The following is a 14,146-nucleotide window of genomic DNA, read 5'->3' on the forward strand; positions in this document are numbered from 1 at the left end:
TTACTTATTCATCTTGTGAATTATTTTTAAACCATGAAGTAATAAGTCTGAGATAATCAGATCAAAGTATTTTTCGCTTTCAAATAAGTGAGCATAACCACCTGTAGCTATTAATACAGGAGAGCTTTTGGAAAAACTTTCATTAGATATACGACTAACTATTTCTTTGATGGCACCTAGCTGTCCATACACTAAACCAGATTGGATTTGTGAGATAGTTGTCTTACCAAGAGCAGAGTCTGGTTTTGATATTGTGACATCAGATAGTTTTGCTGTCTTTCTAGATAAGCTATCCATTGATAGGCTAATTCCAGGTAAGATCGCCCCACCAATATATGCTTTGTTATCTGAGATAGCGCAAATAGTCGTCGCGGTACCAAAGTCAACAATGATAATATTTTTTGCAGGAAAATGAGATACTGCCGCAACAGAGTTAGCAACACGATCAGCACCTAAATCTAGCGGATTTTTAATGCTGAGTTTTAGTCCAGTTTTTATTCCAGGTTTTAGCTCAAGCGGAGTTATACCTAAATACTTTTTGCATGCAGAGTTAACAGAATATTCTAAATGAGGAACTACAGAAGATAGCACAACTGCTTCAATATCTTCGATATCTAACTTTTTTCTTTCAAAAAAGGAAAGTAAAAATATACCTAAAGTATCAGAAGTACAAGCTGTAGTTGATGGGTATCTAAAGTTGTATTTGATGTCATCTCCTATAAATACGCCTCCAAATATATGAGTATTTCCAATATCAATGCATACTAACATTTTTTATTCTCCGTGTTGTAGATCAACTAACTTAGGCTCTAGAGTCTCTTTTCTAGGATCAATTTGTGCATATGAGATAATAAAAAGCTGATCTCCTATTTCACATTTTCTAGCAGCAGGGCCGTTTAGCGCAATAGTTTTACTATTAGCTTGTCCTTTTATTACATATGTTTCTAGGCGTTCACCATTATTTAGGTTTACTACCTGAACTTTCTCATTTTCTACAATATTGGCTTGCTTCATTATCTCGCTATCGATAGTTATGCTTCCAACATAAAATAGATCTTTACCTGTTACTGTAGCATATGAGATTTTTGATTTTAACATTGAAATTAGCATGAAGGTCCTGTCTCCTTTAAAAAATTATCAATTAAGCGTACTTTTTGGACATAAAATGCCAAAAATATTCTTTTATCTATTTCTTTTATATATTCTAGTTTTGCTCCAGTATCTTCAATTTTCCTACTGAGGTTTTCTAAGTTAGAAAAATCATCTTGTTTTAGAATATTATAGATCTCTTTAGTAATCTCGATATCAGAGGTAGATAGATTTTTGTTTCTTGAGCTAAGAGGTAGTCCAAAGTCTTCTCTAACGGTTGGACAACCAATTACTTTAGTATTAATGAAAAAATCTTTTACAAGTTGCTTAATTAAAGCTAGTTGCTGATAATCTTTCTCACCCAGATATAAATTATTAGGTCTAGTTATTTGTAAAAGCTTTAAAACTACCGTTAGCATACCACTGAAATGTCCAGGGCGTGCTTTTCCTTCTAGTATATTAGCTATTTCAATATTAGGTAGTACCTTAAGAGAATCACCATCTGGATAGATATCTTTTTGGTTAGGGTTAAATAATATATCTACTTCTAGAGACTCTAGCATTTTTATATCTTGCTCTAAATTATTAGGATAAGTTTGAAAATCATATTCATTATTAAATTGCGTTGGATTTACAAAAATACTAACTATGACTAAATCATTTTCTGCTTGAGCTTTTTTGATTAAGCTAATATGACCACTATGTAAAGTCCCCATAGTAGGAACAAAACCAATCTTTTTCTCGCTACCAAAGCTAGATCTTACTAGCTGAAAATTTTCAATGTTATTAGTTATAATCATAAGTGTGCTCCTTACTTGGGAAAATACCTGCTTTTGTTTCTTCAACATAAGAGTTAATCGCTTTATTAAAAGCTTGAGATGCATCTATATACTTCTTTACAAATTTAGGTTGAAAATCATTATTCATTCCTAGCATATCTTGTAAAACAAGAACTTGCCCATCAGTATCTGAACCAGCTCCTATTCCTATTGTTGGGATATTTAAGGCTTGTGTTATTTTCTTAGCAACTTTAGCAGGGATACATTCTAATACTATTGAAAAGCAGCCGGCTTCTTCTAGCTGCTTTGCCTCATTTAGTAGTTTTATAGTAGCAGCTTCAGTTTTACCCTGGACTTTAAATCCACCTAAACCATTTATAAATTGTGGAGTTAAGCCAATATGACTCATTACCGGAACACCAGAATCAACGATATATCTTATAGTATCTAAATTACCTGTGGCACCTTCTAATTTGACCGCTTGGGCACCTGAGTGTATCAGGGTTGCTACAGATTGCATCGTTATCTCAAGTGACTGTCTATAGCTTATAAATGGCAAATCAGCAATTATAAGTTTGTTTTTAGCACCTCTAGCCACAGCTTTTGTCATAAATTGAATATCAGATAGAGTAGTGTATGTGGTATTTTCCTTACCTAGTAAAGTCATACCACCACTATCACCAACAAGAATACAATCAATGTCAGTATTGTTGATAATATTTGCAAAAGAGTAATCATAACATGTAATCATGGATATCTTTTGCTGCTTTATTTTAGCTTTTTCGAAGTCTAAAATTGATTTCATATTTTATCCTTAGTTGTAAATTGATTAACAATAGTCTTAAAGAAGTTATAAAAATCATCATCTTTTAGAGCTTCAAGATTTTTTTGTAAAGTTACATTATCTCCTCTTGAAATTGGCCCAGATATGGCATGATGATCTTGCTTGATGTTTTTAAATGTCTTATCTAAGTAAGGTATTAGATGAGTTTTGTTAATGTTGAAGCGAGACTCCATTTCAGTACAAAACTTTTTCCAGATTAAAGCAGTTACATTATTCGCTAGAACACACATTGCGTGATAATAGGATTTTGTCTCTTTATCTATCGAGAAATTAGGGTTAGGTAATCCAGGTAAAAGTTTACTAAACTCTATATCTTTATTATCTATAATAAATGGGATAGATTTATACTCTTTTAGTGTGTATAAGCATTTATCAGGAAAGCTCTGTAGTGGATGAGCACCAGTTGTATTTTCAATGCTTAGTGCACCAGAGAAATGAACGATGGCTAGAGACTCTAATCTGTTAGAAAGATTCTTTTCTATAAAGTCCTCTATTTGGTTATCTTTAATTGAAACTAAAACATGAGTGGCGTTATCTAGTAAATTATTTAATCTAGATATATCTTCTTTACGAGACCATTGTTTAAAATCTAATTTTAAACATTCAAAATAGTAGCACATATGAGATGCTACATTGCCGTCACCGACAATTACATACTTAGGTACCTGTTGCATAAATCAAGTCCATTTTTTAAATTAATTCTTTAACTTATTATTGCCTATAAAATTAGGTCAATATCGATGCTAATCATAAGTACTGTTACCTGATAATGTATACAGTCTCATTTTCACAACGTGAATTTATACCATATGATTAGTTTGATAGCAATGTTTTTAATACCAAGAGTTAGTGACTTTTATTTCATTTTTCTTTAAATAAAACATATAAAGTATTTGATTGATTTTGCCTTATACAAAGTAATTAAATAGTATAAAATATCCCTTATAAAATAACTTATAGACCATTCTTATTTTTATGAATGTTAATGATTTTCTTTCTCTAAACTATAGTGGCCTTAGTCAAGCAGAGTTAAAAGTGAGTATTAATAAACTGGCAGATTTTCTTAATCAGCAGAGTTATTTATATCACACTTTAGATAAACCCGTTATTACAGATTCTGACTATGATAAGCTCTTTAAATTGCTTCAAGATTTAATTGATGAGAATCCTCAGCTTAAGCCAGTAAACTCAGTTCTTGATCGAGTTGGAGGAGATGTGTTGGCAGGTTTTGAAACTATTAAACATAAAAAGAAAATGACTTCTTTAGCTAATGTTTTTAGTCTTGATGAACTTAAAGATTTCTATGAGAAAATTGAGTATGACGTTGAGCTTGAGTGTGAACCTAAGATGGATGGTTTAGCAATTAGCATTTTTTATAAAAATGGTGAGTTTGATTACGCTGTAACGCGTGGCGATGGTATTCAAGGTGAGAAGGTCTCAGAAAATGTTAAGACTATTAGAAATATTCCTCTTAAATTAAATACAAAAAATCCACCTGAAGAATTAGAGGTCCGAGGGGAGATTATTTTAGATAAGCAAAGTTTTTTAGCTCTTAATGAGTATATGCAAGCTAATGAAAATAAAACTTTTGCAAATCCACGTAATGCTGCAGCTGGCAGTATCCGAATGTTAGATTCTAAAGTTGTAGCTAAGCGACCTTTAAAGTTATATAGCTATGGTATAGGTTATTTCTCAAATGATTTTACCCATCCAGAAACACAGTTTGATTTAATGAATCAATTGAAAGATTTCGGTTTTACTATCAGTGATAATATGTTTCTAGCAAAAGATTTTACTGAACTTGAAGAGTATCATCATAAAATGAGTCATCAACGTGCTGATTTAGCTTATGATATTGATGGTTTGGTCTTTAAAGTAAATAATATTAAGTTACAAGATGCTATTGGTTATACTGCAAGAGGACCTAAGTGGGCTATTGCTTATAAATTTCCAGCAGAAGAGGTTGAGTCTGAGATTTTAAATGTTGAGTTTCAAGTTGGTAGGACAGGTGCTATTACCCCAGTGGCTAGACTTAAACCAGTTGCTGTAGGTGGTGTGATAGTCTCAAATGCTACGTTGCACAATATCAATGAAATTAGACGTAAAGATATTCGAGTAGGTGATAGGGTAATAGTACGTAGGGCTGGAGATGTTATTCCTGAGGTTGTTAAATCATTAGTGCAATATCGTAAGTCAGATGCTCAAGTAGTAGAGATGCCATTATGTTGTCCAGTATGTGACTCATCGATAGAGAATATCAATGATCAAGCTATATATCGTTGTACAGGAGGCTGGCATTGCCAAGCACAGACTACAGAACGATTAAAACACTTTGTATCACGTAAAGCTATGGATATTGATAAGCTAGGTGCAAAGCTGATTGAGCAATTAGTTGCTACAGATTTGATTAAATATCCTGCTGATATATATAAGCTTAACTTTGAGCAACTAATTAACTTAGAAAGAATGGGAACTAAATCATCACAAAATGTTTTAGATTCTATTGCTAAAAGTAAGACTCCAAGTTTAGCAAGGTTTATTTTCTCTATAGGAATTAAAGATATTGGTGAAGTTTCATCAGAAGCACTGGCAAATCATTTTGGTAGTTTGGAAAGCTTTAAAAAAGCAACTATTGAAGAGCTTATTGAAATTAACGATATCGGTGAGATTATGGCTAATAATATCGTTTCTTTTTGGCAAGATTCACTAAATGTAAATATTGTTGATAATCTTCTAAACGTTGGAATTAATATACAAAATCCTGAGAAAGTCGAGTTAGAAACGAATGAAAATTTTGTAGGTAAGACTGTAGTTATTACAGGTACTTTTGAAAATTACAATCGTACCGAACTTACTCAACTTCTAAAGTCAATTGGTGCTAAGGTTACTTCAAGTGTTTCTAAAAAAACAGATATGGTTATTTATGGTGATAATGCTGGTAGCAAACTTATAAAAGCACAAGATTTAGGTGTAGATGTTATAAATGAAGATAAATTAAAAGATCTATTATGAATATTCAAAATCTAAAGAAAGGAGATGTGCTATTTATTTCTGATAGTTCTGAAAAGAATATCTCTGAATTATCAAGAGGTTATGCTCAACATAGTTACTATCATTGTGCTTTGTATATGGGATCTGGAGAAATTATTGAAGCTGTAAAGGTTGATGGAGTAATTAAAGCCAATATCTCTAAATATTTAAATAAAAAGATTCTTGCTGCACGAGTAAATGAAAGTAATAACTTTTTAGATAAAGTTATTTTACAAGCAAAAGAATTCATAGGTTTTAGCTATAATGACTTATTTTTACCTGATATGAAAAGAAAGTTTTATTGTTCAGAGTTAATTCATGAGGCTTTTAATTTAGTAAGCAAGCAGAAATATTTCACTCAGCATAAACTTAATTATATTTCTGAAAGTGACTCTAGTGTTTCACAATATTGGATAGAATTTTACAATCAGTATGGCCTTAAAGCTCCACAAGGGCAACCAGGATCTCATCCTAATAACTTATCCTTGGATAATAAGTTTTTCGAGAGATTTTTCTTAGAGGTTTAAATTTCTAAGCTAATATTTAAACTAGTTTTTAATATATCACTATCATAAGAATTCTTTTTCAAATTTATTAACGATGTATTTCCCTATAGGTAAACTGGACGTTGCTGCAGGAGAAGGGGCATTACAAACATGTAAAGATCGATAGGTTGTTTTAAACAGAAAATCATCGACAAGTTTACCATCTTTTCCTAATGCTTGAGCTCTAACTCCTGCAGGATAAGGCTTTAAATCTTTAGCTTGAATATTTGGGAAATATTGCTGTACCTTTTTTAAGTATGATTTTTTAAACATAGAGTCTTTAAGCTCATCATAGGTTGCTTTTAAATTAGCTGATACTAGTTTCCAAAAAGCTTTATAAAATATAGTTTCTACACAGTCTTTTATATTTATATTTCTCCATTTATATCCTTCCCTTGCTAGTGCTAAAACAGCACTAGGTCCGATAGTTACATCTTGGTTAACTTGAGGAGTAAAATGAACACCTAAAAATGGTAAGTTTGGATTAGGAACAGGATAAATACAGTACTTAATAGTATCTTTGAGTTCTGAGTCTAAACGATAATATTCTCCTCTAAAAGGGATAATTTTATAATCAGGTGTTATTCCCGACATCTTTAGAATTCTATCTGAGTGTAATCCTGCACATGAGATTAGATGTTTTGCAGAAATTGCAGTTTTATTTTTAATAAAGATATCGACACCTTCTGTGGACTCTTTAATATCTTCAATTACTTGATTATAAAATATTTCTCCACCAAGATTTTGAAATAATTCAGCATATTTTACACAAACATCTTTCCAGTTAACAATACCAGTTTCTTTGACTAGAAAGCCACCTTCAGATTTTAATCCTGGCTGTATTATACTAACTTCATCTTGATCTAATCGTTGTATAGATAATCCATTCTCTTGGCAACGGAGGATTAAGTTTTCCATCCATCCTGATTCTTGAGCATTTAGTGCAACTATTAATTTTCCTGTTTCTTTGTATTCTACACCATACTCTTCACAAAATTTTTTAGCTTCTTTACAACCTTCTAGACAAAGCTTAGCTTTTAAACTACCAGGTGTATAATATACGCCTGCATGTATTACACCACTATTATGTCCACTTTGATGTTTTGCAAGACTACCTTCTTTTTCTAAGATACAAACCTTTAATGAGGGATGATTTTTTAATAGTTGCCAAGCTGTAGATAAGCCTATAATGCCTGCTCCAATGATAACTACATCATAGTTGTTTCTCATATTTAAGTTACCTAATTTTTGTGAATATTTTGAGGCTAGTTTATGCTATTAATTATATCACTTATTATGTTGTATGATGAATGGGGGCTTATAGCTAAATAGTCGATAGATTTTTAGGATTAGTGATATTAGGCATTAATCGAGCTACTAGCATTAATATTACTAGCACAATACTTACAGTTCCTGCAACCCAAGCTAATCCAACTCCATAGTTTCCACCATGATGCTCAGCTATAATTGCTTGTAACGGTGCATTGATTGAGGCAATTACATTTCCTAATTGATAAGCAAAGCCTGGTAGGGTTGTTTGAGCTTGCTTAGGAGTTAGCTCATTTAAGTAAGTAGGTACAACTCCCCAAGCACCTTGAACAAAGAATTGCATTAGAACAGCTCCTAAACCAACCCAAATAGGGGCTCCTGCAAAAGCCCAAAGAGGTATCACAGGTAGTGCTAATAAAGCAGCTATTAAAATAGCATTTCTTCTGCCTATTCTTTGAGAGAATATACCAAAGAATATACCACCAATAATTGATGAAATATTATAACATACAGCAATTATACTAACTGTAGTACTGTCTAGATGATGTTGAATTGTTAAGAAAGTAGGGTATAAGTCTTGGGTTCCATGAGAGAAGAAATTAAAAGCAGCCATCATAATTACTATAAAAATGCATACTTTCCAGTTATTTTTGATTGCATAGATTATATCTAGAGCCACGCTTTTATTTTCATTCTGTCTTTGTTTCTTCTGTTCAAGCCATACATCTGATACAGGTACTTTAAAATATAAATATGGTAATAAAAATATAAGAGGAATAAGACCAGCTAGAATAAACATACCTCGCCAATCGAAAAAGCTAATAAAGATTCCATATACAACTGAGGCTAATAAGTAACCAAATGGATATCCTGCTTGGAATAGTCCAGAAATAACACCTCTAGATTTTGCAGGAGATTGCTCGAAGGCTAATGTTGATGCTACACCCCAAACTCCACCCATAGCAATACCGTATATAAGTCTTGTAAGCATAAAGAAAGTAACAGTAGGGGAGAATGCAGAGATAATTTGTATTATTGAATAACTAGCAACATTAATTAATAGTGTTCTTTTTCTACCATATTTTTCAGCAAGTATACCAAATAAAAATGCTCCTATGGGTCTACATATTAGAGTTAACATTACTGTAAAAGATATTACGGTAATACTCGTATTGAAGTATGCTGAAATACGATGAAATAAAAAGACTAAAATAAAAAAATCAAAGGCATCAAGTGTCCAACTAATAAAGCTAGCAGCAACAGTATGCTTTTGATGAGGTTTCCAAGATTGCATAACTTTTCTTTTCTCTCAGTTTTTAAATAGAATATATTCTAAGATTTGCATAAAGGTCGCTGTATTACAATATTTGATGTTTGTTAGCATAGTTATAAATAAAAAATATTTAATTGAGGATTAGGCTTATCCTTAATATGACTGTATTATCAAGAGATACGATAATAGTTTACAACCTTAATACTTTATCGTAGAATTACGTGAAGTTATACCTTAGAAAATTATTTAATATAAAGGATTGAAATGCAAATAAGAAAGGCGACAGCAAAAGATTATAAAGATATGCTAATTATATGGGAAGAGTGCATATCAAAAACTTGTCAGTTCCTTACAACAAATGAAATTAATAAAGAAGTAGAAACTCTTGAAGAAAAGTATTTTACAGATCCTAATGTTAAGTCTTTTGTACAGATAATAGATGGTGAGATGGTAGGGTTTTCAAGTATTCGTGATAATGAGCTTCTTTTTACACCACTAAATCCAAGGCTTTTTGGCAAAGGCATTAGTGAAAGTATAGTTGGATATTTATTTGATAAGCATGCTATTGATACAGCTTATGTATATTCAAATGATATGGATACTTTAGCATTTTATACATCATTGGGTTTTGCTATTGAAGATAGAATCGAAGATATATTTTTTAATAATGGCTATCAGCTAAATAGGTTGAAGTTGACCATGTCTCCAAAGGAAGCTGCTCAAAGAATAGCAGCTAAGAAGAAGTCTTCTTAAGTAAACAGTAATAAAAACCATCTCCTTTTTCAATACAAGGTAGTATTTGATAACCGCAATCAGTTTTGTATTTTTCTAGTATATTTATATCAATAACGCTAGCATCATTGTTTTGAGCTAAGAATGTTTTTATCTGATTTTGGTTTTCTTGTTTTAATATAGAGCAGGTTACATAAAGTAGTAGACCACTATCTTCTAAGTTATTATTCCAGATGTTTTGTAAAATCTGAGCCTGCACCTTGGTAATCTCATTTATGTCATTTAGTTCACGTAATACTTTAATATCAGGGTTTCTTTTTATCGTACCTAAAGCAGAGCAGGGAGCATCAAGTATTATCTTATTAAACTTGCCAGTAAATGTCTTTGTTAGATCTTGTTTGATAATATTTACATTATTGTTATGAGATATTCTATTTAGACTTTCTTTAAGAAGTGCTAAGCGTCTATCTAAGATATCTATAGCTGTAATATCTGCTTTAGGAGCTAGCTCCAAAATATGAGAAGTCTTGCCACCAGGTGCAGCACAGGCATCTAGAATTTTATCCTCATTTTGAGGATTAATTATCCAACCTGCATATTGAGCCGATAAATCTTGTACCGTAAAATAACCTTTTTGAAAAAGGTTATTTTTTTCTACAGAGATTGGCCTTTTAAGCTTAATACAATTCTTAATTTCATTTTGGATTTCATAATCAATATTGTTTTTAGTAAAGTAGTCTAGAACTTTATTGTTATTAGAGGAACAATTTAAACGAATAAACATATCTGCTTTAGAGTTACTAGCTTCTATAATATCTTTATAATTATCGGGATACTGTTGCTTTAGAATATTGCTAAGCCATTCAGGCATATCAAATTTTTTATAGTTATTATATTCCTTAGTTAAACTTTCGATATTTCTAAGAATTTTTCTAAGTACACCATTAACTAGTTTTTTTGCCCAAATTATTTTTAAGTTTTTACAAGCAGAGACAGTTTCATTTATACTTGCATAATGAGGTTGGTTAATTTCAAAAATTTGTAAAACTCCTAACATTATTAATATTTTAACTTTTTGTTTAGTCTTATCAGAAATGTATATATTAAGAATTTTTTCTAAAGAAAAATAATTTCTAAAAAACTCATAGCAAAGAAGTTTGATAAAAGATTTATCTTGATCAGAAATTTGCAAATTTGCTAGCTTGTGCTCAATAGTTAGAAGAGAGTATTTCTTATCTAGAATATCTAAAATAACTTTAGCTACTATAGCTCGAGTATTCATTATGACTTAATATGTTTTGCTAAGAGCTTAATAAGTTTTGGTTGAACTTTTTTATTACCTGCAATTATTAATCCAGAACTAATATTATTTGTACCATAAATATCTGTAACGATGGCACCAGCTTCTTTCATAATAATATATCCAGCCGCTAAGTCCCAGATTTTTACATTGCCACAAGCCCATAAGCCATCGATATATCCCGCTGCTAGATATGCCATATCCATGGCAATACTGCCGGAGTATCTATATCCTGAAATTACTTGTTGTAATTTTATTATTTCAGCGACATAGCTATCATTAAATATTCTACGGGAGTATTTAAGTGATGCTGAAATAAGAGTGTCTTTTAAATCTTGATTTTGTGCTACGCGAATTTTTTTATCATTTAAAAGAGCACCTTGTCCTTTATAAGCACAAAACATTAAATCTAAGAAAGGATTATAGATAACACCAAGGACTATATCATCATCTTTTTTTACACCAATTGATATACAACAATGTGGTAAACCATGAACAAAATTATTAGTACCATCAATTGGATCTATAATCCAAGTGAAACGACTATCTTTATTACCAAACTTACCATTTTCCTCAGTTATAAAGTAATCATTAAAGCCAGCTTTTTTGATATTATCAATGATAAAATTTTCTACTGCTAGATCAACATTTGATACTATAGAGTTATCAGGTTTTTTTGATACTTTTATAGTACTAGGATCATTTTGCGCTTGTAGGATTATTTTTCCAGCTTTTCTTGCAATGGTGGTTACAACATTTAGAATAGGTTTCATGGTAGGAATTTTTTATATAATAATTATTTTTTTATATGATACATTATTTAGTATCAAAATAGGATAGCTTTAGTTAAATAAGATGTTAGATTATGCTAGTTATTCCATAAGTGATAGCTATACCACCAAAGAATAGCCATGCAAATAGTATTAGAGCTAATACTAGAGGCTTTATCCCTGCTTGGATAAACTTAGATACATGAGTTTCTAACCCTAGAGCTGTCATTGCCATAGCTAATAGAAACTGGTCAGCTACTCTAATACTGCTTACAGTAGCTACAGGTAGAAGATCTAAAGAGTTAAATCCAGCCACAATAATAAATCCTATAGCAAACCATGGGATTATTTTTTTGATAGATCCTTTTTCTGGTTTAGTTCCAATTTTTCCAGTAGCAGTAGCTGCAGATTTGGCTAACCATATTCCTATGATAATTAGCATTGGAGCTAACATCATTACGCGAATCATTTTTACAGTTACAGCAACCTCTTCAGCATGAGCACTAACACCACTACCAGCAGCTACAACTTGAGCAACTTCATGAATAGAACCGCCAGCAAATATGCCATATTGTGAATCACTCATATGACCTAACAGCCCAGCTTTCATAAGAATAGGGTATAGAAACATTGCAGCGGTACCAAATAATACAACTGTACCTACGGCCATAGCTGCTTTATATGGTTCAGACTTTAAAGTACCTTCGGTAGCTAGTACAGCTGCTGCTCCACATACAGCACTACCAGCAGCTACTAAGATAGAACTATCTCTATCTAAGCCAAAAACCCTAGTACCTAAAATTATGCCAATAATTAATGTAGAAACTAGCATTATTATAGAGACAGATAGTCCTGCTAAGCCAACTGATGCTATAAGTTGGAAGGTTAAGTTAAATCCATAAAAAATAATTGCAAAACGAAGTATTTTTTTGGCACTAAAGACAATACCTTCTTTCCATTGATGAATTATTTTAGCCACTGGAGTATGTGTTAAAGCCATACCTAAAATAATACCTATAATAAGAGGGCTGATTCCAAGGTTTGCTACAGTAGGAATTTTAGCAATAAAATATGCTATACCAGCAAGGACTGCTACTAAAAGCACACCAAATATCATATTTTGTGTAAGGTAATTTTTCATAATGTTTATTTATAATTGTTGATAATTTTGTCTAACTATACATTATATTTATAGAGTTTTATAACTAAAATAATTTATATATCTTATTGAAAAAACTAATAATTGATTAGATGGCTTTTTGTTGTTCTTTAGAGAATATAACTGCTAATATTACTAATATAAAAGATAATATATAGAAAGCTACTACAGCGTGCATTACACTTGTTAGACCAAAGTATTTATTGATAAATGCGCCTGTAGTTGTTGAAAGAGCTGTTCCTGTTGTACCAAAAAGTAGTATAGTTGTAATTAAAGTTGGTGGAGCATTTTCTATTTGGAAAGTTCCATAAGCTAACAATCCAGCATAAATATAACAGTTGAATAATCCAAATACTATTGCAGATTTTAATACTATATCCATGTTAGGTATATAAAGAATGCATGATAAAGCAATTAATCCAACAAGCATAAATGTTGGTAGAATATATTTTAAAGGAACGACTCTTGTTATAAGAGGACTTATAAATAAACCAATACATTGTGCCATCCAAAAGTATGATAAAGGTTTATTAGCATCTATAGTTCCCCAGCCTAGCATTTCTTGGAAGTAAGTTTGAGCATAACTAGTCATAGTTAGTTGAGCTAATAAGAATAAAAATGCCGCAAAAGCTATACAATATAGGCTAAAATTCCATGTGGAGAAGCTGAGGTTTGATTTGGCTTCTTGGTTTGATTTATGTCTATTTAATATAGAGAAATCAGCAAATACTGAAAGTATAAGTATAATAATAGCAGTAAATTGTAGGATCAAATATATGGTGTACCATTGGAAGCTTTGTGTAATTAGATATGCTGCAAAAATAGGTGTTAAAGCTCCACCAAAGCTAAAGAAAAAGTCAGTGAATATTACATTCATAGCTCTTACTTTATGATCATTATATATACGAACTATCATATAGCTACCAATAGCCATAAATAGTCCACCAGTAATGCCTACACTAGTTAAAAGTATTTTTAGCGTAAACATTGATGGGATTATACTTGTGATTAATGATGATATAACGCCAATAGCAACAGCGGCTATTAATAATAGCTTTATAGAAAATTTAGTCATCAAAAAACCAATTATTAATATTGCAAACCACATTGCTACATTAATAAATGTAAATGCGAAGCCTATATTATTATTGTGAAAATATTCTGATAGTGGCTGCATTACTGAGCCTGTTACTAATACAACGTTAGCAGTATAAAAGTAACAAAGATAGCAGATTATGGTTATTAATAGCTTATTTTTAAAAGTTGTTGTATTATTTTCTGTGTTTTCCATTACGATTTTAAATGCGGATGATATCAAAACATTATTTTTGCATATGCAATTATTTTTAGCAAGAT

14 protein-coding genes are annotated in these 14,146 nt (G+C 31.3%); 3 read left to right on the forward strand and 11 right to left on the reverse strand.

Features of this window, described 5'->3' with window-relative positions; translation table 11 throughout:
* The 5 genes from R8535_RS00205 to R8535_RS00225 are packed head-to-tail and all read right to left on the reverse strand — an operon-like array spanning position 1 to position 3,386.
* A complete protein-coding gene (locus R8535_RS00205) occupies positions 1 to 771 on the reverse strand; it encodes a type III pantothenate kinase (RefSeq protein WP_329495405.1) in 771 nt (256 codons plus the stop codon).
* Between the two features lie 3 nt (positions 772 to 774).
* Positions 775 to 1,110 carry an aspartate 1-decarboxylase gene (panD, locus tag R8535_RS00210; protein ID WP_329495408.1) on the reverse strand — a complete coding sequence of 112 codons (336 nt, stop codon included), beginning with the start codon at positions 1,108 to 1,110 and terminating at the stop codon, positions 775 to 777.
* Complete coding sequence (gene panC / locus R8535_RS00215; RefSeq protein WP_329495409.1) at positions 1,104 to 1,889, reverse strand: pantoate--beta-alanine ligase; 786 nt, start codon at positions 1,887 to 1,889, stop codon at positions 1,104 to 1,106. The genes panD and panC overlap by 7 nt, the downstream gene beginning before the upstream one ends.
* Positions 1,876 to 2,673, reverse strand: coding sequence for a 3-methyl-2-oxobutanoate hydroxymethyltransferase (gene panB, locus R8535_RS00220; RefSeq protein ID WP_329495411.1), 798 nt, complete (start codon positions 2,671 to 2,673; stop codon positions 1,876 to 1,878). Before panB ends, panC begins: the two co-directional genes overlap by 14 nt.
* Positions 2,670 to 3,386, reverse strand: coding sequence for a DUF2520 domain-containing protein (locus R8535_RS00225; protein WP_329495413.1), 717 nt, complete (start codon positions 3,384 to 3,386; stop codon positions 2,670 to 2,672). Before R8535_RS00225 ends, panB begins: the two co-directional genes overlap by 4 nt.
* A 301-nt stretch (positions 3,387 to 3,687) precedes the next feature.
* Here R8535_RS00225 and ligA point away from each other — a divergent pair, with 301 nt between their 5' ends.
* Complete coding sequence (gene ligA, locus R8535_RS00230; RefSeq protein WP_329495414.1) at positions 3,688 to 5,724, forward strand: NAD-dependent DNA ligase LigA; 2,037 nt, start codon at positions 3,688 to 3,690, stop codon at positions 5,722 to 5,724.
* Positions 5,721 to 6,269, forward strand: coding sequence for a YiiX/YebB-like N1pC/P60 family cysteine hydrolase (locus tag R8535_RS00235; RefSeq protein ID WP_329495416.1), 549 nt, complete (start codon positions 5,721 to 5,723; stop codon positions 6,267 to 6,269). The genes ligA and R8535_RS00235 overlap by 4 nt, the downstream gene beginning before the upstream one ends.
* Positions 6,270 to 6,311: 42 nt before the next feature.
* Here the strand turns inward: R8535_RS00235 and lhgO are convergent, their stop codons facing one another.
* Both lhgO and R8535_RS00245 read right to left on the reverse strand, forming a co-directional pair.
* Complete coding sequence (gene lhgO / locus R8535_RS00240; RefSeq protein ID WP_329495418.1) at positions 6,312 to 7,517, reverse strand: L-2-hydroxyglutarate oxidase; 1,206 nt, start codon at positions 7,515 to 7,517, stop codon at positions 6,312 to 6,314.
* A 94-nt stretch (positions 7,518 to 7,611) separates the two neighbouring features.
* Complete coding sequence (locus R8535_RS00245) at positions 7,612 to 8,850, reverse strand: MFS transporter (RefSeq protein WP_329495419.1); 1,239 nt, start codon at positions 8,848 to 8,850, stop codon at positions 7,612 to 7,614.
* Between the two features lie 243 nt (positions 8,851 to 9,093).
* Between R8535_RS00245 and R8535_RS00250 the strand changes: the two genes are divergently transcribed.
* Positions 9,094 to 9,582 carry a GNAT family N-acetyltransferase gene (locus tag R8535_RS00250; RefSeq protein ID WP_329495421.1) on the forward strand — a complete coding sequence of 163 codons (489 nt, stop codon included), beginning with the start codon at positions 9,094 to 9,096 and terminating at the stop codon, positions 9,580 to 9,582.
* Here the strand turns inward: R8535_RS00250 and rsmB are convergent.
* The 4 genes from rsmB to tsgA all read right to left on the reverse strand — a co-directional run bounded on the left by rsmB (position 9,563) and on the right by tsgA (position 14,081).
* Positions 9,563 to 10,843: a 16S rRNA (cytosine(967)-C(5))-methyltransferase RsmB gene (rsmB, locus tag R8535_RS00255; protein WP_329495423.1), complete on the reverse strand. Its 1,281-nt coding sequence runs from the start codon at positions 10,841 to 10,843 to the stop codon at positions 9,563 to 9,565. The genes R8535_RS00250 and rsmB overlap by 20 nt on opposite strands.
* Complete coding sequence (locus tag R8535_RS00260; protein ID WP_329495424.1) at positions 10,843 to 11,634, reverse strand: inositol monophosphatase family protein; 792 nt, start codon at positions 11,632 to 11,634, stop codon at positions 10,843 to 10,845. Before R8535_RS00260 ends, rsmB begins: the two co-directional genes overlap by 1 nt.
* Before the next feature lie 85 nt (positions 11,635 to 11,719).
* Entirely contained in the window at positions 11,720 to 12,772 is a 1,053-nt protein-coding gene (locus R8535_RS00265; protein ID WP_329495425.1) for a YeiH family protein, read from the reverse strand.
* Between the two features lie 106 nt (positions 12,773 to 12,878).
* Positions 12,879 to 14,081 carry an MFS transporter TsgA gene (gene tsgA, locus R8535_RS00270; protein ID WP_329495427.1) on the reverse strand — a complete coding sequence of 401 codons (1,203 nt, stop codon included), beginning with the start codon at positions 14,079 to 14,081 and terminating at the stop codon, positions 12,879 to 12,881.
* Between the last annotated feature and the right edge of the window lie 65 nt (positions 14,082 to 14,146).

The sequence above is a fragment of the Francisella sp. 19S2-4 genome (genome assembly GCF_036281795.1).
Taxonomy (GTDB): Bacteria; Pseudomonadota; Gammaproteobacteria; order Francisellales; family Francisellaceae; genus Francisella.

Coding starts and splice junctions, on each gene's coding strand:
- R8535_RS00205 (WP_329495405.1), bottom strand. CDS start 771: ATGTTAGTATGCATTGATATTGGAAATACTCATATATTTGGAGGCGTA.
- panD (WP_329495408.1), bottom strand. CDS start 1,110: ATGCTAATTTCAATGTTAAAATCAAAAATCTCATATGCTACAGTAACA.
- panC (WP_329495409.1), bottom strand. CDS start 1,889: ATGATTATAACTAATAACATTGAAAATTTTCAGCTAGTAAGATCTAGC.
- panB (WP_329495411.1), bottom strand. CDS start 2,673: ATGAAATCAATTTTAGACTTCGAAAAAGCTAAAATAAAGCAGCAAAAG.
- R8535_RS00225 (WP_329495413.1), bottom strand. CDS start 3,386: ATGCAACAGGTACCTAAGTATGTAATTGTCGGTGACGGCAATGTAGCA.
- ligA (WP_329495414.1), top strand. CDS start 3,688: ATGAATGTTAATGATTTTCTTTCTCTAAACTATAGTGGCCTTAGTCAA.
- R8535_RS00235 (WP_329495416.1), top strand. CDS start 5,721: ATGAATATTCAAAATCTAAAGAAAGGAGATGTGCTATTTATTTCTGAT.
- lhgO (WP_329495418.1), bottom strand. CDS start 7,517: ATGAGAAACAACTATGATGTAGTTATCATTGGAGCAGGCATTATAGGC.
- R8535_RS00245 (WP_329495419.1), bottom strand. CDS start 8,850: ATGCAATCTTGGAAACCTCATCAAAAGCATACTGTTGCTGCTAGCTTT.
- R8535_RS00250 (WP_329495421.1), top strand. CDS start 9,094: ATGCAAATAAGAAAGGCGACAGCAAAAGATTATAAAGATATGCTAATT.
- rsmB (WP_329495423.1), bottom strand. CDS start 10,843: ATGAATACTCGAGCTATAGTAGCTAAAGTTATTTTAGATATTCTAGAT.
- R8535_RS00260 (WP_329495424.1), bottom strand. CDS start 11,634: ATGAAACCTATTCTAAATGTTGTAACCACCATTGCAAGAAAAGCTGGA.
- R8535_RS00265 (WP_329495425.1), bottom strand. CDS start 12,772: ATGAAAAATTACCTTACACAAAATATGATATTTGGTGTGCTTTTAGTA.
- tsgA (WP_329495427.1), bottom strand. CDS start 14,081: ATGGAAAACACAGAAAATAATACAACAACTTTTAAAAATAAGCTATTA.